The sequence below is a fragment of the Parasphingorhabdus sp. W113 genome, from assembly GCF_055693205.1.
In genome coordinates this window covers 1,523,584-1,542,687 of the sequence record NZ_CM146328.1, presented here as the reverse complement: position 1 = coordinate 1,542,687, position 19,104 = coordinate 1,523,584, and the positions used below count along the sequence as shown (strand labels likewise).

18 protein-coding genes and 1 pseudogene are annotated in these 19,104 nt (G+C 57.4%); 11 read left to right on the top strand and 8 right to left on the bottom strand.

The genetic code is table 11. The features are described from left to right. Positions 1 to 38: 38 nt before the first annotated feature. The 6 genes and pseudogenes from ACZ1GS_RS07340 to ACZ1GS_RS07315 all read right to left on the bottom strand — a co-directional run bounded on the left by ACZ1GS_RS07340 (position 39) and on the right by ACZ1GS_RS07315 (position 5,516). Entirely contained in the window at positions 39 to 266 is a 228-nt protein-coding gene (locus ACZ1GS_RS07340; protein ID WP_108809819.1) for a F0F1 ATP synthase subunit C, read from the bottom strand. A gap of 52 nt (positions 267 to 318) precedes the next feature. Then, entirely contained in the window at positions 319 to 1,101 is a 783-nt protein-coding gene (locus ACZ1GS_RS07335; RefSeq protein WP_472697821.1) for a F0F1 ATP synthase subunit A, read from the bottom strand. 34 nt (positions 1,102 to 1,135) lie between these two features. Continuing rightward, on the bottom strand, positions 1,136 to 1,432 hold the full coding sequence (locus ACZ1GS_RS07330) for an AtpZ/AtpI family protein (protein WP_472697820.1): 297 nt from the start codon (positions 1,430 to 1,432) through the stop codon (positions 1,136 to 1,138). 257 nt (positions 1,433 to 1,689) lie between these two features. Beyond that, the gene (locus ACZ1GS_RS07325) at positions 1,690 to 2,085 is read right to left on the bottom strand and encodes a YdbL family probable chaperone protein (protein ID WP_472697819.1); all 396 of its coding nucleotides are present in this window, start codon (positions 2,083 to 2,085) and stop codon (positions 1,690 to 1,692) included. Further along, positions 2,085 to 2,282: a YnbE family lipoprotein gene (locus ACZ1GS_RS07320; RefSeq protein WP_472697818.1), complete on the bottom strand. Its 198-nt coding sequence runs from the start codon at positions 2,280 to 2,282 to the stop codon at positions 2,085 to 2,087. The genes ACZ1GS_RS07325 and ACZ1GS_RS07320 overlap by 1 nt, the downstream gene beginning before the upstream one ends. A 47-nt stretch (positions 2,283 to 2,329) precedes the next feature. Further along, a pseudogene (locus ACZ1GS_RS07315) lies at positions 2,330 to 5,516 on the bottom strand (intermembrane phospholipid transport protein YdbH family protein). A gap of 292 nt (positions 5,517 to 5,808) precedes the next feature. Here ACZ1GS_RS07315 and ACZ1GS_RS07310 point away from each other — a divergent pair. Continuing rightward, entirely contained in the window at positions 5,809 to 6,402 is a 594-nt protein-coding gene (locus ACZ1GS_RS07310) for a JAB domain-containing protein (RefSeq protein ID WP_472697817.1), read from the top strand. 8 nt (positions 6,403 to 6,410) lie between these two features. On the opposite strand, the gene ACZ1GS_RS07305 is transcribed toward ACZ1GS_RS07310, so the two are convergent. After that, positions 6,411 to 8,573, bottom strand: a complete 2,163-nt coding sequence (locus ACZ1GS_RS07305; protein ID WP_472697816.1) for an FAD-dependent oxidoreductase — start codon at positions 8,571 to 8,573, stop codon at positions 6,411 to 6,413. 51 nt (positions 8,574 to 8,624) lie between these two features. Then, positions 8,625 to 9,725 carry a 6-phosphofructokinase gene (locus ACZ1GS_RS07300; RefSeq protein ID WP_472697815.1) on the bottom strand — a complete coding sequence of 367 codons (1,101 nt, stop codon included), beginning with the start codon at positions 9,723 to 9,725 and terminating at the stop codon, positions 8,625 to 8,627. Positions 9,726 to 9,855: 130 nt separating this feature from the next. On the opposite strand from ACZ1GS_RS07300, the gene purB reads away from it, so the two are divergent. The 10 genes from purB (at position 9,856) to ACZ1GS_RS07250 (ending at position 19,104) form a co-directional block, all read left to right on the top strand. After that, on the top strand, positions 9,856 to 11,157 hold the full coding sequence (gene purB, locus ACZ1GS_RS07295; RefSeq protein WP_472697814.1) for an adenylosuccinate lyase: 1,302 nt from the start codon (positions 9,856 to 9,858) through the stop codon (positions 11,155 to 11,157). Positions 11,158 to 11,245: 88 nt separating this feature from the next. Then, positions 11,246 to 11,524, top strand: coding sequence for a LapA family protein (locus ACZ1GS_RS07290; protein WP_472697813.1), 279 nt, complete (start codon positions 11,246 to 11,248; stop codon positions 11,522 to 11,524). Between the two features lie 168 nt (positions 11,525 to 11,692). Then, positions 11,693 to 12,367, top strand: a complete 675-nt coding sequence (gene pyrF / locus ACZ1GS_RS07285) for an orotidine-5'-phosphate decarboxylase (RefSeq protein ID WP_472697812.1) — start codon at positions 11,693 to 11,695, stop codon at positions 12,365 to 12,367. Positions 12,368 to 12,483: 116 nt separating this feature from the next. Next, positions 12,484 to 13,251: a hypothetical protein gene (locus ACZ1GS_RS07280; RefSeq protein ID WP_472697811.1), complete on the top strand. Its 768-nt coding sequence runs from the start codon at positions 12,484 to 12,486 to the stop codon at positions 13,249 to 13,251. Between the two features lie 233 nt (positions 13,252 to 13,484). Next, positions 13,485 to 14,216: an aquaporin Z gene (gene aqpZ / locus ACZ1GS_RS07275; protein ID WP_472697810.1), complete on the top strand. Its 732-nt coding sequence runs from the start codon at positions 13,485 to 13,487 to the stop codon at positions 14,214 to 14,216. Continuing rightward, complete coding sequence (locus tag ACZ1GS_RS07270; protein ID WP_472697809.1) at positions 14,206 to 14,841, top strand: phosphoribosylanthranilate isomerase; 636 nt, start codon at positions 14,206 to 14,208, stop codon at positions 14,839 to 14,841. Before aqpZ ends, ACZ1GS_RS07270 begins: the two co-directional genes overlap by 11 nt. An 11-nt stretch (positions 14,842 to 14,852) precedes the next feature. Further along, a complete protein-coding gene (trpB, locus tag ACZ1GS_RS07265) occupies positions 14,853 to 16,094 on the top strand; it encodes a tryptophan synthase subunit beta (RefSeq protein ID WP_472697808.1) in 1,242 nt (413 codons plus the stop codon). Beyond that, entirely contained in the window at positions 16,091 to 16,882 is a 792-nt protein-coding gene (trpA, locus tag ACZ1GS_RS07260) for a tryptophan synthase subunit alpha (protein WP_472697807.1), read from the top strand. Before trpB ends, trpA begins: the two co-directional genes overlap by 4 nt. A 28-nt stretch (positions 16,883 to 16,910) precedes the next feature. Next, on the top strand, positions 16,911 to 17,765 hold the full coding sequence (gene accD, locus ACZ1GS_RS07255; protein ID WP_472697806.1) for an acetyl-CoA carboxylase, carboxyltransferase subunit beta: 855 nt from the start codon (positions 16,911 to 16,913) through the stop codon (positions 17,763 to 17,765). Positions 17,766 to 17,781: 16 nt separating this feature from the next. Next, a complete protein-coding gene (locus ACZ1GS_RS07250; RefSeq protein WP_472697805.1) occupies positions 17,782 to 19,104 on the top strand; it encodes a bifunctional folylpolyglutamate synthase/dihydrofolate synthase in 1,323 nt (440 codons plus the stop codon).

Here is a 19,104-nt window from a genome sequence, read left to right as displayed (position 1 = left end):
GCAGGCCCGAAAGCCGCCCCGCTGTTTCAGATCAATTATTAGGCAACGAAAATCAGGATCATTGCGACAACAAATGCCAGCAGACCCAAAAGCTCAGCAGCCGCGAAGCCGATGAACAAACGGCCTTGTTGGCCGTCTGCAGCCGAAGGATTGCGCAGAGCGCTTTCCAGGAAGCTGCCAAATACGTTACCCACACCAACAGCGGCGACACCGGCACCAATTGCTGCCAGACCTGCACCCAATAGTTTTGCTGCTTCTGCGTCCATTGTAATTACTCCTGTTCAAAAAATATCGTTTGGAAATTAAGGCGTTTTCAAATCAATGCAGGTTGACTGCATCATTGATGTAGAGCGATGTCAGCAAGGCAAACACATAGGCTTGCACCACTGCCACCAGCAATTCGAGGGCACTGATGCCAATCATCAGAGCGAAACTGGGCAGTCCGACCATCACACCAAAACCGGCTCCGGCATTGGCGCTGTTGATCACGAAGCCCGCAAGCACTTTCAGCAAGATATGACCGGCGGTCATGGCGACGAAGAGCCGCAGCGCCAGGCTGAAGGGGCGGACGAGGAACGACAGAAGCTCGACGATGAAGATAAACGGAATCATCGGAAGCGGTGTGCCGTGCGGAATGAACAGCGAGAAGAAATGCAGCTTATGCTTGGCAAATCCAACGATCAAAACAATCGAGAAACTGATAATCGCGAGCACGCCCGTAACCGTCAAATGGCTGGTTACGGTGAACGGATGCAATCCCAATACACCGACGGGCAACAACCCCAAGACATTGGAAAACAGGATGAACATGAACAGCGAGAAGACATAAGGCGCGTATTTCTTGCCGGCAGGGCCGATATTGGCTTCCATCATATTGTCGATAAAGCCGGTAAAGCCTTCGACCATCATCTGCCAGCGACCCGGAACAAGCTCGCGCTTCATGCCGCCGAGCATGAACGCCCACAAGGCGACCACGGCCAGCAGCATCCACACGGCGCTGTTGGTAAAAGCGATCTGCTGGCCACCCAGCGAGAATCCCTCGATAATCGTCTGCACCTCAAATTGGTACATTGGATCAATTTTGCCTTCTTCAGCCGCCACGCAATGGACCCCTGTAATTCAAACCCAGTCGCAATTACTTGTTCTTCTTTGCGATCTCGTTCGAGAGTTTAATAATATTCCTGAAAGCCACGATGATCCCCAGAAACAGAAACACCAGCAAAAGCCATGGTCCGGTACCGATAAAATGATCCAGCACCCAGCCGACCAATGCACCGCCACCAATACCCGCGATCAAATCCGCCAAAACCCGATTTCCAAGCCGATAATTATCATCGACCCCTTTTTGGGTTTTGCCTGATCTGACGGCTTCTTCTGACTGCGCCTGATCGATGCGCTTTTTGAGCGCCTCTATCTTAGCATCATCGTCCATCAGAATTACCGGTCCCAATCTCTGTCGTGATTCTTTTCAAAACTACCGCAAATCAGCGAAAAAGCCGATAAACCAGGTTCTACCCACGACAGCGAGCAGTCCCGCTAACCGCGCCCGTTTAGAAAAGCGCATGCGCCAAGTCAACAGAGATGCTGCAGCGCAGAAAAAACAGTCATTTTATACGAAAACAGGCGCTTCCGATAACTGGACGCGCCTGCTGTTCAAATCGCTCTGTCAACACAACCGTACTGGCTATTTTACTGGATGCATCGCGAGTCCCGTATCGGGGCCGAGCCGCTACGGGTTTGCCAGCTGCCATCAGGCGCCTGATATTTCTCGCCCGCGGTGGTGCGCTGGATCAGATTGCAACCAGAAGTGAAGGCAAATTGCTCCACTGTTGAATTGGTTTCCTGAGCCTTGCGCGTATAGGCCGCCTTGCGTTTGATGTTCAAATCCTCGACCAGCGCCTTTACTGATGCCGATGGCGGTTTGACAAATCCGAGATAGCCATCGGGCTTTTCACCTATCGCTCCGGAAGCGCGGGCAGCGGCATAGGCCGGGTCGCGCTGAGCAAAGGCCGTCGTTGCAAAGGTCGACAGCAACAGGGCGCCGACAACAGCCGTACCGGCAGTTTTGAGCTTGAAATTGGCCATCAGAAAATCTCCGCTTCATTACTAATCAACTCTTGAGCGTCATCGTTGATACGATACACGACCTCTTGCTTGATATTGATATTCAGGTTGATCACGATGGGTTTGTCGGGCGCAGAAACCTGCACACAGCCTGTCAGAACAACAGATAGCCCCAAAGCGACGCCCGAAATCAGGCCGGATGTCGTTACACTCTTCATGATTGGGCGAGATCGCATTATCCACACGATCCGTCAATCGCCTATTCTTATCGCTCATTGTCGCTTTCCCGTCCCTGAACAGAGGGTTCAGATTTTGATTTCAAGGCTTTTTCCGCCTCTCTGGCGCTTTCCTCCCGCGCCCGCAACAAAGCCGGCAAATTCTGGCCGACCAGCAGTTCCGGTTCGTAAAAGGCTTTGGCGCTGCTCATCAATTGCATGAACGGCGCCTGGATCCGAACATTGAACTCCAAGGGTATTTGCGCCAGCTGCTTGGTGATGAAATTTTTCCCGGCATCGTCCCCCTGCTGCAGACCGGCAAATTTCACCTCGGTTATGATCTCGCCATCAATCGCACCATCCATACCGATGGTGAGCTCCTGATATTTGAGCGACTTCAGCGCATTGAACGCAAAATTGGCAAAGGTCCCCATATCTTCATAAGTCAGTTCTCCGACATAGGCGAGCGAGCCGCCGCCCTTGCGCGCAACCAGATAGCCACCGGCGATGCGCCCGCCATCCTGGTCGAAGACCATCGGCAGCTTGCCGTCAAAAATGCCGGAGGCGGTCAGGTTTTCAAAGTCGAACTGGGTCAGAAACTGGCCGGCATCGACACCGACAACAGTAAACTCCAGACGCCGCTCGGCTTCTTCGCTCAAATCCAATATCGTCGGCTCGAGGTAAAGCATCCCGCCGGCAAATGGCCATTGCCCGCCCTCAATCTCCATCTTGAAATCCGGAAGCAGGCGATAGAAAAGCTGGCCGTTAAACGCCGCTACACCCGGGTTGACCTCGGCCATGCGGACCAATTGGCTCGGCGCGGTCTCGAGCCCCAGCAGATCGGTAAAGGCAATTTCTCCGGAGAGGCCGGTAACCGGTCCAAAAGCCGCAGCGAGATTGATCGAGATCCGTTCGAAACGCGCCGCTGCTTTTAACGCCATCTCCTTCCGCATCCCAGTTAATCTGCCCCGCACCGGAAACCGTGCCATTGACATTCGCAATGACGCCCAAGGTCAATGGCGTAAGCATTTCGGGTTGCAGCTGGTCATCAAATGTCAGATCGGAGACCGTAATGACCGCCTTTCCCGTGCTATTGTCCAGCACATGATCCATCGCAACGGTGGCCACCGGTCGCTGGGTCTCTGGCTCCAGCAGGGTTCCCTCGGCCACAATCGCGCCGTCTGCCAGACGCAAGGTGACATTCTTGCTGACCAGCGGACGGAACCGCTCGACCTGTTGCTCATCGCGCAGTTGCAGCTGCGCGTCCGCCAGAAACGCGCCATCTTCATAGCGCCAGGTTCCTTCCACCTGATCCATTAGCAAGGGCACCCCCGCGATCTGGCCCGAAGCGGCCTCAACCTCCCCTTCGATCGTTGATCCGAAAGCTGCGCTCAGCAAAGCGGCATCAAATGTCGTCATTTCGCCGGCTGTTCCCATCCGCAGCGCGATATCCTGCACTGTCAATCCCCGGGATGGCCGATAACCGACCGCACCGCTGGACAGGGCGAGCGGCGTTCCTCCGAGCGAACCGTTCAAAGACAGCGACGGCGCCCGCGCGGCGATACGAACGCCCTGCCCGCCGCCGGAAATAATTCCGTTTCCGTCCTGTGGGCATAGTCTCGTGCGGGTTGGGCCAGCGACCAAGGTCGCGACTTCCAGACTGGCAAATTGAAGATCAAAACAATCGCGAAAAAAAGCAAAAGATCCGGACGGATTGATGCTGCCCTTGATCGGTAGTTGCAGCCCGGTAATGGTACCGCCAGCCAACGGTCCGGTGAGCATCAGCCGCCCGTCAATCGCGGTCCGCCCGCCACTGACCGGGAAGAAGCGTAGTTCCGGGATCTGCAGCTTTGCAGCATCGGCTTGATAGGCCGCCATTGCCACATTGCCAGAGAAACCACGCGCTAGACTGCCATCGTTCAAGGTAATCGCGGCATCTGGCAAGCCGCCGCCCCGCAAAGCGAGATTGCCATCCGCCAACATTTCAACATCGCCGCCCTTGAAGTTCAACAACAACGGATCGCTCAGTTGCAACAACGCACCCGACCGCGATTCCATATCAAGCGTTTCAAGCGACAAAATCGTTTCCGCGTCATTGGTCCGAAAGCTCAGCTCGCTTGCAAAGTCGATATTGGCGGCCGCACGGGTGAACGCCGCCGCAAGTTTCTGTGCAATCGGTCCGATGGGTGTATCGCCCGTCGCACCAGCCAGACCTGCTATCTGCCGGCGCATGGATGGGGCCAACACAGCCGAACGGATCGCCGGATTGCCTTCAAAGCTGGCAGCAAAAAAACTGCCGCCATAGCCAACCTGAAAAGGACCACTCACCCGGCCGACCGCAGCCTGCCCATAGGGCGTGTCGAGACCCATCGTTGCGAGATCAACCAGACCGCGCGACTGTTTCATGTCGCCGGAAAACTCGATCGTCGATTTCAGCTCTTTCGCCGAATAACCAGCATAGCGCAACGGGCCGCCGCTGACGCCAATCTGTCCCGCCCAACTGCGAAATTCACGGCCAATATCCACCGCCAGCGAGGCTGCCATCGGGCCGCTTGACAGCGCCAATGCCGGGCATTGCAGGCTCGTCAGGCGCAATGGCCCGTCCAGACGCGGTTTGCGGGCATCCATTTCCACCGATCCAAAATAGCTCGGGCGGGCAATATTGCAGTCGCCAAAGGCCAGTTGATCGCTGATCGCCGCGAGTTCGCCTTCAAAACCGCTGTGCAGATTGCCGGACCCGTTCAGCGCAATCCCGACCACGCCAAAATCGCTGTCAATCCGCAATCGGGCCTGTTCGAGCACCAGATCGATATCGGGCAAGGCCAGCGGACTATCATCCTCCGGGTCGGAAAATTTATCCAGCGCGCCGAAGGAAATTTTGCCGTCGGCCAGTTTTCCGAATGCCTGAACACCTTTGGCGCGCACCCAGTTGATACCGGCACCATCCGTATTGAAGGAGTTTCCAATTTCCACCAAATCGGCGGTCAAATCGGGTCTTGCGGGATCTCCAATCACCAAATCGCGAATGACCTGCTTTCGAAAACCAATATCTTCAATGACATAGCTGGCATCTATGTCTCGCTTGTCAAATTCGGAACGGACAAAATTATCGGCAACGGTGATCCGGTTAAACCATAAGATCAGGAAGCCGATCGCCACTATTCCGAGCAATCCGAAGAAAATCCATCGCTTCAGGAAGCGCCGCTCGGCGAGATATGGTTCGGTTTCTTCCTCCATGCGAGCTGAAATGCAGAAGTCTGCCTTAAGTTGCAATGTACAAGTCCGTGTTCGCGAGAATATTTTACCACTTCCAAATTAGACAGATTAGGCCATTTGCCTGTCATCAGGCGGATTTCGCTGCTCTTGCGGAATATCCGGGTTATGCTGCGCCAATGGAACAGGGCCTCCCCCTTTGGTCGGCGCGATATCAAGTGACACCGTATCGGCTTCGAGAAGCGGCGAAGACCCCGCCGCCCTGGTGAACGCAAGGCTTTTACAACCGCAAAATACAGGCATTTCCGATCAGGACATGATCGCCTATCTTCTCGCAACCAAAAACACGCCCTGGTGCGACGCGATACAGATAACGGGCTGTTTGTGGGACAGCTTCGGCAGCCTGCCAGCGATATTGGCCGCTGACAGCGACACATTACGGCAGGTAGCCGGGATGAATGCCGACGGGATCGGGGTGATCAAAGCGATCAATCTCGCCGCCTTGCGGTTGCTGGCCGCCCCATTGAACGATCGGCCGATCCTCAGCAGCTGGCAGGCCTTGCTCGACTATCTGCGGGCCGACATGGCCCATCTGGTGCACGAACGGGTCCGCATTCTTCACCTCAACAGCAAGAACCACCTGATCCGCGATGACCTGATCAGCGAGGGATCGATTGATGAATCCGCCATTTATCCGCGCGAAGTCATCCGCCGTGCGCTCATTCTGGGCTCCGCCGCCCTGATATTGGTGCATAATCATCCGAGCGGCGATGCATCGCCTAGCCGCCAGGATATCAAGATCACCAAAGATATTCGCGATGCCGGGCGACAATTGGGCATTGCAGTCCATGACCATGTCATCATCGGCCAATCCGGTCATGTCTCGATGCGATCACGGGGACTGCTCTAGCCCCGGCCTCAAGCCCCGCTGTCTTTTCCGGTAATCAGCCGTATCCCGAGCTGAAGCGTGAAATAGGACCAGACCCAGTTCACCAGCACCGCTATCCGGTTGCGCATCCCGGAGAGAAAACCGACGTGAACCGCCCCCCATAACCACCAGGCCAGCGCACCATGCAATTGCATGAAGCCAAAATCGGCAACCGCGCTTTTGCGACCAATGGTGGCGAGGCTGCCTTGATGCTTGTACTGAAACGGTGCGGGTAGCGGCTTATCAAGCAGCTGGTTCTCGATATAGCTGGCGACATAAGCCCCGGCCTGTTTGGCTGCGGGTGCCAGACCCGGCACCGGCTTTCCATCCCATGCCTGGCTGCCCGCCGTATCACCAATGGCAAAGACATTCTCCCGGTCGGTCACGCGCAGATAGTCATCGACGGCTACCCTGCCGGCCCGATCGGTATCGGTGCCCAGCCACTGTCCTGCCGGCGATGCAATCACGCCAGCGGCCCATAACACGGTTTCGGTGGCAATCTCGGCATCCTCGCCGATTTTCACGCGGTCTGCAGAGATATCCGTCACCCGCGATTGCAGCCGGATATCGACCCCGAGATCAGTGAGTGATTGCGCGGCATGGGCTGACAGGGCTTCCGGAAAGGCCGGCAATATGCGCGCGCCGGATTGCACCAGGATGATCTCCGCTTCGGCCGGATCTATCCGGCTGAACTCGTCCTTCAATCCAAAATGGGCCAGCTCCGCAATCGCTCCGGCCAGTTCCACGCCGGTCGGACCAGCACCGACGATCACGAAGGTCATCAGGCGCTTGATACGGTCCGGATCGTTGGACGATTCCGCCCGTTCAAAGGCGCGCAGGACATGAGCGCGGACCGATACGCCGTCCTCGATCGTCTTCAGTCCGGGCGCATAGGGGGCCCACTCGTCCTTGCCGAAATAACTATGACTTGCGCCGGTTGCGAGCACCAGATGGTCATAATCCATGCGGTTATCACCATAGAACAAAGTCTTCCCGGCATGATCTATCCCATTCACTTCACCGAGCAATACCCTGACATTCCCGTCGTTGCGAAACAGCCCCCGGATCGGCGTTGCGACATCGGCGGGCGACAAGGCAGCGGTTGCGATTTGATACAGCAAAGGCTGAAACAGATGGTAATTGTGCCGATCGATCAAGGTGATACGCACCGGCAGATTCTTCAGCTTGTTGACACAGGCCAATCCGCCAAAGCCCGCTCCGACTACCACGATATGCGGCCAGTGTGCGGGTATGTCGCTATATTTGCGGTCGAACAGGATATTGGTCTCGAACCAGCGAGAGAGCCCTTGATCCAGCGACAGCAAGCCTGCCCCGAATACCATCATCAGACCGAACAGCATCATCGGATAGAGCGTCAGGTCGGGATGCAGGCCCATCACCGCCAATGTACTTATCGCAATCAACAACCCAAGGGCAGTCAGCGGCAGCATCAGGCCAAGGATCAACGCGCCGGCAAAGACGATCGCAAGCATTGGCGACAGGCCGGCGAAGCTTTTCAGAGGCAGCCAGTTTTCAAGCCCGCCGCCGCTGATCATGCCGGCACCCGCCGCCAGCGTCGCCGCCAACCAGAGCCGGAGCACCAGCAACCATATCGGTGCCAGCCGTTCGGTCATCCAGGCCAGACAAGCGACGACCGGGCGCGCAAAGGGCAGCGCGCTGCCACCCAGCCCGCCGGCGAGAGCCCGGTCAAAGGAGAAACCACCGGCTCCGCGTAGGACATACCAACCCAGTATCGCGATCAGCCACAAATTGAGATCAATCGGAATATATTCGATCTGGCTAACCGCGAGCAATGTGAGAATGGCCAAAGCCGCGCCGCGGGTGAATAACCCAAAGAGCAATAATATCGGGGCAATAATTTCTATCATCACGCCGACAAGGGCCGCGGTTTCTGGTGCCATCCAGGATACCGGATATTCGAACCGGGCGAGATTAAGTGCGGTGTCCCAGTCGGACAATTTGACAATACCCGAGCGGAAAATCGCTTGGGCAACCAGCAGCCGGACCAGCACATCGAAAAATGGGCTGATCAAGCCGACAATCGAACGATAGGTCTTGATCCAGATACGGAGCGTCACCCGCACGAAAAGCGAAAGCCGTTCTTCCTGCAGTTTCAATTCGGTACCAGTCATTCAAAATCCCCTCGCCCTCTGTTCGCCGTCCCGCTGCAAAAGTTACGCGCTTTAGTAAAGAAACATCGGCATGCCTTCGACCTGCACCAGGTTTGCGCGATATTGCCGGGCATCATAGAGGCCGGAAACATTGACCCCCTTGGTGCCATCGAGCAGCGTGCCAATCGGCACAACACCATAATTGCCATCCGTCAGGCACACCATATTGGATGCGCGATCTTCCTCAATCAGCTGAACCGCAAGCGCGCCGAATGCGAAACCGACCATCCGGTCCATGGCATCCGGTTCTCCGGCGCGCATCAGATAGGCGAGTTCCTGGACAATCGTGCGTTCCGGCGAACGCGCTTCAATTTCCCGGGCCAGCTGCGTGCCAATATTCAGGCCCTGGCGGTTCGTGCCCGATTTGTTGATTTCATCTTCAAAGCCCGCAGCCCCTGATAATTTGGCCCCTTCCGACACCAGGCATATCGCATAAGACTCGGGATTATTGGCTTTGTCGTCCAGCAACAGAGGCAACAGCACATCGATGTCCGCCGGGACTTCGGCGATCACCGTGCGATCGGCCTGCGAGAGAAAGCCGGAAAGCAACGCTGTTTCGCCCGATCGTCGGCCGAACAGTTCGATAACAGCAATCCGCTCATGGCTTGCGACGGTTGTTCTCAGGGCATTGATCGCGGCGACCGACCGCGTAACGGCCGTCGAAAAACCAATGCAATAGTCGGTGCCAAAAACATCATTGTCCATCGTTTTGGGAATTGAAATAACATTGCGGCCGAGACTGGCGAGATGCGCTGAAAAACGAAGGGTCCCATCACCGCCCATCGTGATCAGTGCATCGACTTTCAGCGCGTCAAGAATATCGAGCACCTTCTGGGTCTGGTCACCCTCGGGTGTGGTCCGCGGATCACAGCGCGAACTGTGCAATATGGTGCCGCCCTGACGATCAATGCCGCGCACCGCATCCTTGTCGAGAACCATGGCGGCATGTTCCAGCGACCAGGGATCGGTCGGATCCGTATCGAGCACCCCTTCCCAGCCCCGGCGCAAACCGATGACATCCCAGCCGCGTTGCCAGGCGGACATCGCGATCGACCGAATACAGGGATTGAGACCCGGAACATCGCCGCCGCCGGTCAGTACTGCCAGACGCATTTCATTCTCCCCTTCGCTTCCCTACACACCCGCATTGCCGACTCAGAATGGACCTGCTAGCGGAGCGGCGAATATCAGGACTGGCCGCGTTCCGATTAAACCAGCTTTTTCAGTTACAAGGAAAGAAAAAATGATCCCGCGTTATTCCCGCCCCGAAATGGTTGCCCTTTGGGAGCCGGAATCCAAGTTTCAGATCTGGTTCGAAATCGAAGCGCATGCAACCGATGCGCTGGCCGAGCTCGGCGTGGTACCGAAGGAAGCGGCCAAGGCGATCTGGGACAAAGGAGCCTTTGATGTCGCCCGGATTGACGAGATCGAAGCGGAAGTGAAGCATGACGTCATCGCTTTTCTGACCAATGTTGCCGAAAATGTGGGCGAGGAAGCCCGCTTCATGCACCAGGGCATGACATCGAGTGACGTGCTCGACACCTGCCTTGCGGTCCAATTGACTCGTGCGACCGACATCTTGCTGGCCGATATGGACAAGCTGCTCGCGGCGATCAAGAAACGCGCATTGGAGCATAAACTCACACCGACCATCGGCCGCAGCCACGGCATTCATGGCGAACCGGTGACATTCGGATTGAAGCTCGCCCAGGCCTATGCCGAGTTTGAACGCGGCCGGGAGCGGCTGGTGCTGGCACGCAAGGAAATCGCCACCTGCGCGATATCGGGCGCGGTCGGCACATTCGCCAATATTGATCCTCAGGTCGAGGCTCATGTTGCAGAGAAAATGGGGCTCGAAGTCGAACCGGTTTCAACTCAGGTCATCCCGCGCGACCGCCATGCGCAATATTTCGCGACGCTGGCCGTCATTGCCTCATCGGTTGAACGTCTGGCGGTCGAGATCCGGCATCTGCAGCGTACCGAAGTGCTGGAAGCCGAAGAATATTTCTCACCCGGCCAGAAAGGCTCCAGCGCGATGCCGCACAAGCGCAACCCGATCCTCACCGAAAATCTTACCGGCCTGGCGCGGATGGTCCGCAGCTATGCCCTGCCTGCAATGGAGAATGTCGCCCTCTGGCATGAGCGGGATATCTCGCACAGTTCGGTCGAACGGATGATTGGGCCCGACGCCACGATTACCCTGGATTTCGCGCTCGCCCGGTTGACCGGCGTGGTCGAGAAATTGCTGGTCTATCCTGAACGCATGCAGAAAAATCTCGATCGCATGGGCGGCCTGGTCCATTCGCAGCGGGTGCTGCTGGCTTTGACCCAAGCCGGAATCAGCCGCGAAGACAGCTATCGTATCGTCCAGCGCAATGCGATGAAAGTCTGGGAATCGGATGGAGAAATCGCGTTGCTCGATCTGCTCAAGGCGGACCCCGATGTTACCGCCAAATTGTCGGATGCGGAACTGGAGGAGCGGTTCAACCTCGACTATCATTTCAAACATGTTGATACAATTTTCGCGCGCGTATTTGGGGCGTAAGGCGATCCCCGTCGCCGATTTGGCACCCCCTCTGGTCACATCGGAATTTTGGGGGTAGAAAGCGAAACAGGCAAAGCAAAGGGTTCGCATGCAATTTATCAAAACACTGTTCTGGGTGATTTTGGCGGTCATATTGGTGGTCTTCGCTGCCAATAATTGGTCGCCAACATCGGTTTTGATCTGGGAAGATGTACGCATCGACACCAAGCTCCCGGTTCTGGTTATCGGTGCATTTCTGGCCGGTTTTGTGCCCTTGTGGATCATCCACCGGGCGTCCAAATGGCGGCTCAATCGGCGAGATCAAAACGCTCGAAACCGCGGCGCGCCCTGCGCCGGCTCCGGCGCCATCAACCGCTTCCAAGCCTAGCCCCGCAACCACGTCAGCCGTCAAATCGGAACCGGTCGCTGCACCATCATCTGCCGGATCAAAACCGGCCGCGCCTTTGGACCTGAACAAGGATCAAATCGCCAAGACGCCACCCGCTGTTTCGCCAATAGAGGCCGATAAAAACGCCGGAGACAAGGCAGCGGGCGCATGAGCAACCCGGTCTTTGTCGCCCTGGACACACCCGATCTCGACAAAGCCATTGCCCTTGCTCACGCAATAAAGGGCCATGTCGGTGGCCTGAAACTGGGGCTCGAATTTTTCTGTGCCAACGGGCACCATGGTGTCCATGAAATCCAGAAAGTCGGGCTGCCGATTTTCCTTGATCTCAAGCTGCACGACATTCCCAATACGGTTGCCAAGGCGATGCAAGCGATCAATGTCCTCGAACCCGCCATCGTGACCATTCATGCGTCGGGCGGACGGGCGATGATGGAAGACGCCAAGGCGGCGGCGGGCAGCCACACCAAAGTGGTTGGCGTGACCTTGCTGACCTCGCTTGATGAAAGCGATATGGCCGGGATCGGCTATGCCGGCACGCCCCATGATCAGGTGGAACGGCTCGCCAATCTGTCAGCCGAAGCCGGCCTCGATGGTATTGTCTGCTCCGGCAATGAAGTCAAAGCCGCGCACAAGGTCTGGAAAGACGGCTATTTCGTCGTCCCCGGCCTGCGTCCCAAAGGCGGCAATATGGGCGATCAGAAGCGCGCCGTCACCCCGCGCCAGGCCCGCGACAACGGCGCCAGTGTACTTGTCATCGGCCGCCCGATCACGGGTGCCAATGAACCCGGCCAAGCGGCCCGAGCGATCGAGGGGACTTTGTGAGGTTTCTGCTCTTTGTCTGTGTGTTGTTTTCGTCCCAGCCGGCATTTGCAAAAGACAGCGAAACGGAAATCCTGACGCTCGAAGGAACATGTCATCATTCCGACCGGACCGCGTTCTTGTTCACACGACTGATGGGTTTCGACAGTTCCAGGAGCATAAATTGCAAACGCGCTGTCATCGATTGGAATGGCAAGATTTCGTTTTTCAATGATCGCGAAGGCACAAGGCCAATACTCGCATTCGCAGGTGAAACACCGGAAAATGACGGCAAATTCGAAGTATCGATGATCAACCAATATCTACTGGATAGCCAGCCAGCGGAAGGACGCTGCGAGATATTCCGACCAGTCCGCAACGATATCGGTGGTGCCCGAACATTGGCCTGTTTCGTCACGACCAAAAATGGAAGTGGTGGCAGTGAAGCTGTTTTCGTCAACTTTACGATCAAAGATCCGGTATTGCAAAAAGATGAAATCTCCGAATTTGCGGGGTCTTGCCATTTCTCTAAGGGCGCTGAAACCTTCATCCGGGAATCAGTTTACAGCCTGCAAGGCAAGCGGGTCGCGACAGAAGCTTCTCCGCACACACCATGTGACAAGATGGTCATCAAGGGCGGCTCGACTGTTTCCTTTGTCAATAGCGCCGATCAAACCCGAAATGTGCAATTCTCAGGCAAAGCGGAACGTGGTGACCAGGCGCGAATTCTGATTCAAAAGGTGAAGATAGGCAATTCCAAGCCCGTATCCGTTGATGTCGGCACGTGCGCTGGAGTTCGGCAGAATGATGGGACCCTTCAAATGATGTGCGGTGCCGCGGTCACGAAAGAGAATCGCGTCAGCATTATCGCCGTCGAGTTTCCCCGTTCCATTTCATCTTCAGACTAAACTGCCGCGTGACAGGCATGTGTTCCGGCGCTGTATAGCATAGCTGGCCGAAACAAGACTGGACAGCCGTTATCGACCGTCGAAACAAGGCTGCAAACCCCGCATTTCAGGGAAATACTGTTGCTTACAAACCCGCGCCGCTGATTGGGAATACCTGTTTTTACACCCGCTTGTGCCAAACTGCGCTATATGCTTCGGTCACGAAGGATATTTCTAGTGCGGGGAGTGATCATATGACGAACGGTAAAAAGGCGCTGGCGGAGGCGATTGGTACATTCTGGTTGGTCTTTGGCGGTTGTGGCAGCGCGGTTCTTGCGGCGGCCTTTCCGGACGTGGGCATTGGCCTGCTGGGCGTATCCCTGGCGTTCGGTTTGACGGTTGTTACAATGGCCTATGCAATAGGGCATATTTCGGGCTGTCATCTCAACCCCGCGGTCACGGTCGGACTCTGGGCCGGCGGGCGTTTTGAAGCGAAAGATATTCCGGTTTACGTGGTCGCCCAAGTGGTTGGCGCAGTCGTTGCCGCTTATCTGCTCTTTGTGATCGCGAGCGGCAATCCCGACTATGCTCTCGCCACCAACGGTCTGGCGGCCAATGGTTATGGCGAAGGCTCTCCCGGACAATATACGATCATGGCAGCCTTGCTGATCGAAGTGCTTTTGACGGCGTTCTTCCTGTGGATCATCATGGGATCGACAGATGGCCGGGCGCCAGCCGGTTTTGCGCCGATTGCTATTGGTCTGGCACTGACCTTGATCCATCTGATTTCCATTCCGGTTACCAACACTTCGGTAAATCCGGCGCGCAGCACGGGACCGGCCTTTGTCGTCGGCGGCCTCGCGTTGCAGCAACTTTGGCTGTTTTGGCTTGCTCCGCTGGTCGGCGGTGTTCTAGGGGGCGTGCTTTACAAATGGATCGGGTCCGATGCCACAGACAAACCCAATATCGAAGGAAATGTCGCCTAGCGCCATCAAGATATGCGGCCTCTCAACCGAGGCCGCAATCGACGCAGCCGCAGAAGCCGGGGCAGACTATTTCGGTCTGGTTCATTTTGAGAAGAGCCCGCGGCATGTGTCCCTGACACGGGCCGCCGAGCTGCGGGCCCATGCCGGTGATGCCTTGCAGGTCGTGCTGTTGCTGGTCAATGCCGATCCCAAGCAAACCGGTCTGGCGATCGACCGGGTCAAGCCCGACATCGTGCAGTTTCACGGCAGTGAAACGCCCGACTGGATCCGGCTCGTCGGAGACAATACCGGGCTCGAAGTCTGGAAAGCGCTGGGTGTTCGCGACGCCGCGACGCTCGCGAAAAGCAGCCGATATGTCGGCGCTGCCGACCGGTTGTTATTTGACGCCCCAGCCAAAAAGCTGCCTGGCGGAACCGGCACCAGCTTCGACTGGTCGCTGCTTGCCGATCATGACCACCAATTGCCATGGGGCCTTGCCGGGGGTCTGGATCCCGACAATGTTGCTGAAGCGATCCGGACCACCCAGACCGCTTTGGTTGATGTCTCCTCGGGCGTTGAATCGGCGCCGGGTGTCAAAGATGTGGACAAGATCGCCGCCTTTTGCCAAGCGGCGAGAAACCCCTAAAACGAGTCCGCATGACCCAGACAGATAATTTGAGCAATTCGTTCCGCAACCAGCCGGATGACCGCGGTCATTTCGGCGAATTTGGTGGGCGCTATGTCGCTGAGACGCTGATGCCCCTGATCCTTGATCTGGAAAAACATTATCGCGCGGCGCAGCAGGACCCCGCCTTTGCCTCGCAATTTGACGATCTGCTGGAACATTATGTCGGCCGCCCGAGCCCGCTTTATTTTGCCGAACGGTTAACCGACGACGTTCGTGCGCGGTCGCCAGAGGGCAAAGGCGCACAGATCTGGTTCAAGCGGGATGAGCTGAATCACACCGGTGCGCACAAGATCAACAATTGCATCGGCCAGATCCTGCTCGCGATCCGCATGGGCAAAACCCGGATCATTGCCGAAACCGGCGCCGGCCAGCACGGCGTGGCCACCGCAACGGTCTGCGCACGCTTTGGCCTGCCCTGCACGATCTTCATGGGCGCGACCGACATTGAGCGGCAGAAGCCGAATATTTTCCGCATGCGCCTGCTGGGCGCGGAAGTGGTTCCGGTTACCAGCGGGTCCGCGACTCTGAAAGACGCGATGAACGAGGCGCTGCGCGACTGGGTCGCCAATGTCGAAGACACATTCTACATCATCGGCACGGCGGCCGGCCCCCACCCCTATCCCGAGCTGGTGCGCGATTTCCAGAGCGTGATTGGCCGCGAAGCCCGCGCTCAGATGCAGCAACGCACCGGACGCCTGCCCGACCTGCTGGTTGCCGCCATTGGCGGTGGCTCCAATGCCATCGGCCTGTTTCATCCGTTTCTCGACGATCCGGAGGTCAAGATGCTCGGCATCGAGGCCGCTGGGCACGGTCTCGACAAGGACCATGCGGCCAGCCTCGCGGGTGGTGGACCGGGCATATTGCATGGCAATAAAACCTATTTGCTGCAGGACGAGGATGGCCAGATTGACGAAGCCCATTCGATCAGTGCCGGCCTCGATTATCCCGGCATCGGTCCGGAACATAGCTGGTTGAAAGAATCCGGTCGGGTCGAATATGACAGCGCCACCGATCAGGAAGCGCTCGATGCGTTTCAACTGCTGTGCCGCACCGAAGGCATTATTCCGGCGCTGGAACCCTCTCACGCGATCGCGGCGGTCGAACGCGAAGCGATGAAAATGGATCAGGACAAGATTATTTTGGCCAATCTGTGCGGGCGCGGAGACAAGGACATCTTCACCGTGGCCGATGCGCTGGGGACCGAGATGTGACCCGCCTTTCCACAGCCTTTCCCGCCGATCGCGCCGCGCTGGTTGCATTTGTCACCGGCGGTGATCCCACTGCCGCCGACACGCCGGCAATTCTCGATGCGCTGGTGGCCGGCGGCGCGGATATTATCGAACTGGGCATGCCGTTTACCGATCCGATGGCGGATGGTCCCTCGATCCAGGAAGCCAATATTCGCAGCCTCGGTGCTGGCACCCGGACCGCTGATATTCTGGCGATCGCCAAAGGGTTTCGCGAGCGCCACCCGGATACGCCGCTGGTACTGATGGGCTATGCCAATCCGATGACCATCAGAGGCGCGACCTGGTTTGCCGATGCATGCGTCGACGCGGGTGTTGACGGCATTATCTGCGTCGATATCCCGGTTGAGGAAGATGACAGCCTTGGCGATGCGCTGCGGGCCAAGGATATTGCGGTGATCCGGCTGGCGACGCCGACCACCGATGCTGAGCGCCTGCCGGCGATTCTCAACAATGCCTCCGGCTTTCTCTATTATGTGTCTGTCGCGGGCATTACCGGTCTGCAGCAGGCCGCACAGGCCAGTATCGAAGCAGCAGTCTCGCGGCTAAAAGCGGGTACCGATCTGCCGGTTGCGGTTGGTTTCGGCGTTCGAACGCCCGAACAGGCAGCCGATATTGCGCGCGTGGCCGATGGCGTTGTTGTCGGCTCCGCGATTGTCGAGATTGTTGGAAAATACGGCGCCGACGCTGCACCGCATGTGCAGGACTATGTCAAATCGCTTTCTGATGCTATCACCGCAGCACGTCCGTAACCGGACATCCAATTTGGGGAACTGAACCATGTCCTGGCTGAGCAATGTCCGCAACAAGATCGCGTCGATCACGACGAAGGAAACCGCCGACAATCTGTGGCACAAGTGCAAGAAATGTGAAGCCATGGTGTTCCTCAAGGAGTTTGAGGACAATATGCACATCTGCCCGAAATGCGATCACCACGGGCGCATCGGGCCGATGACCCGCTTTGAGCAGATCATGGATGAGAATAGCTGGAAGATCATTCCCTTTTCCGCGGTCAAGGAAGATCCGCTGCGATTCAAGGATCAGAAAAAATATACCGAACGGCTCAAAGCCGCGCGCGCCAAGACCGAAGAACAGGATGCGCTGATCACCGTGACCGGCACGATCGAAGGCGAAGCTTGTGTCGTTGGCGTGCAAGATTTCGCGTTCATGGGCGGCTCGATGGGACTGGCTGTGGGTCAGGCCTTTGTCGACGGCGCCCAGCGTGCGCTGGCCGATCAATGCCCCTATGTCATTTTCACTGCCGCTGGCGGCGCGCGCATGCAGGAGGGCATTTTGTCGCTCATGCAAATGCCGAAGACCACGGTCGCGATATCCATGCTGCGCGAGGCCGGTCTGCCGTTTATCGTCGTATTGACCGATCCAACCACCGGCGGCGTAACGGCCAGCTATGCCATGCTGGGTGACATTCAGATCTCCGAACCCGGCGCGATGATTGGCTTTGCCGGTCAGCGGGTAATCGAGAACACAATCCGCGAAAAGCTGCCGGACGGGTTCCAGACGGCCGAATATCTGCTCGATCATGGCATGGTCGACATGGTTGTCCACCGTAGCGAATTGCGGACCCAATTGGCACAGGTCATGGGCTATCTGATGGCCTGGAAAACAGCAGCCTAAGCGAAAGCTCCACGACATGGCCGATGGCGCCCGCTCCGATCATCCAGCGGTTCAGCAACAGCTCGATCGTCTGTCCCTTCTGTCGCCCGGACGCGATATATTGGGGCTCGACCGGATCACCGCAGTCATGGACCGGATCGGCAATCCGCACCGCAATTTGCCACCCGCCTTTCATGTTGCCGGCACCAATGGCAAAGGATCAACCTGCGCGTTTCTGCGCGCAGCGATCGAAGCCGAAGGGCTCACCACGCATGTCTATTCCAGCCCGCATCTGGTGCGGTTCAACGAACGGATCCGGCTCGCCGGCTCGCTGATTGAAGATCCCTATCTGGCCGATTGCCTGGCACAGGTTCTGGACAAGAGTGGGGATATTAATCCGAGCTTTTTTGAAGCGACCACCGCTGCGGCGTTGCTGGCCTTTTCCGAGACACCGGCTGATGCCTGCATCCTGGAAGTCGGTCTTGGAGGGCGGCTTGATGCCACCAATATTGTCGCCGGCCCTGCGGCCACCGGTATCGCCGCTTTGGGGCTGGACCATGAGAGCTTTTTACTCACGCCGGAAAACGGCGCGCCTGAAGATCCGATGGTCCGGATCGCCTGGGAAAAAGCGGGTATCGCGAAACCCGATGTGCCGCTTCTGACGCAAAAATACCAATCCGACATGCAGCAATGCATCGCCAGCCATGCGACGGAAACCGGCGCACGGCTCATTCCCCGCGGCGACGAATGGGATGCGGCGATATACGATAATCAGCTGCATTATCGGGATGATAGAGGCAAGCTGGCCTTGCCACTGCCCGCCCTGCCCGGCGGCCACCAGGCAGACAATGCCGCGCTCGCCATCGCCATGCTGCGTCATCAGGATCAACTTGCGATTTCAGATGGCGCGTTTCGCGCGGCGATGGGCTGGGCCCAATGGCCGGCGCGATTGCAGCGCCTGAGCACCGGTCCGCTGTCCAATCAAGCACCAGCCGGAACGGACATCTGGCTGGATGGCGGCCATAACCGGAATGCGGGCGACGCCATTGCCGCCCATTTTGCCGATCAGCCCGATCGCTCCATCCATCTGATCATTGGCATGTTGTCCAACAAGCATCCGGACGCGCTACTGGGACCGCTGGCCGGGAAACTGGCGAGCGTCACCGTGGTTCCGGTGGATGGTCATGGCTGTCATGAGGCGACCGCTTTCTGCGCGTGGGATGGCCCGATCGCGGCCGCGCCCGATGTGAAGGCGGCCTTGTCCGGATTATCAGTGGAGCCGCATCAGACGGTTCTGATTGCCGGTTCGCTCTATCTGGCCGGAACGGTATTGCGCTTCAATCAGCAGGCACCGGACTAA

Bases quoted from the DNA above. Each gene is read 5' to 3' on its own strand.
- ACZ1GS_RS07340 (WP_108809819.1), bottom strand. From the start codon at position 266: ATGGACGCAGAAGCAGCAAAACTATTGGGTGCAGGTCTGGCAGCAATT.
- ACZ1GS_RS07330 (WP_472697820.1), bottom strand. From the start codon at position 1,432: ATGGACGATGATGCTAAGATAGAGGCGCTCAAAAAGCGCATCGATCAG.
- ACZ1GS_RS07325 (WP_472697819.1), bottom strand. From the start codon at position 2,085: ATGGCCAATTTCAAGCTCAAAACTGCCGGTACGGCTGTTGTCGGCGCC.
- ACZ1GS_RS07320 (WP_472697818.1), bottom strand. From the start codon at position 2,282: ATGAAGAGTGTAACGACATCCGGCCTGATTTCGGGCGTCGCTTTGGGG.
- ACZ1GS_RS07310 (WP_472697817.1), top strand. From the start codon at position 5,809: ATGATCGCCTATCTTCTCGCAACCAAAAACACGCCCTGGTGCGACGCG.
- ACZ1GS_RS07305 (WP_472697816.1), bottom strand. From the start codon at position 8,573: ATGACTGGTACCGAATTGAAACTGCAGGAAGAACGGCTTTCGCTTTTC.
- ACZ1GS_RS07300 (WP_472697815.1), bottom strand. From the start codon at position 9,725: ATGCGTCTGGCAGTACTGACCGGCGGCGGCGATGTTCCGGGTCTCAAT.
- purB (WP_472697814.1), top strand. From the start codon at position 9,856: ATGATCCCGCGTTATTCCCGCCCCGAAATGGTTGCCCTTTGGGAGCCG.
- ACZ1GS_RS07290 (WP_472697813.1), top strand. From the start codon at position 11,246: ATGCAATTTATCAAAACACTGTTCTGGGTGATTTTGGCGGTCATATTG.
- pyrF (WP_472697812.1), top strand. From the start codon at position 11,693: ATGAGCAACCCGGTCTTTGTCGCCCTGGACACACCCGATCTCGACAAA.
- aqpZ (WP_472697810.1), top strand. From the start codon at position 13,485: ATGACGAACGGTAAAAAGGCGCTGGCGGAGGCGATTGGTACATTCTGG.
- ACZ1GS_RS07270 (WP_472697809.1), top strand. From the start codon at position 14,206: ATGTCGCCTAGCGCCATCAAGATATGCGGCCTCTCAACCGAGGCCGCA.
- trpB (WP_472697808.1), top strand. From the start codon at position 14,853: ATGACCCAGACAGATAATTTGAGCAATTCGTTCCGCAACCAGCCGGAT.
- accD (WP_472697806.1), top strand. From the start codon at position 16,911: ATGTCCTGGCTGAGCAATGTCCGCAACAAGATCGCGTCGATCACGACG.
- ACZ1GS_RS07250 (WP_472697805.1), top strand. From the start codon at position 17,782: ATGGCCGATGGCGCCCGCTCCGATCATCCAGCGGTTCAGCAACAGCTC.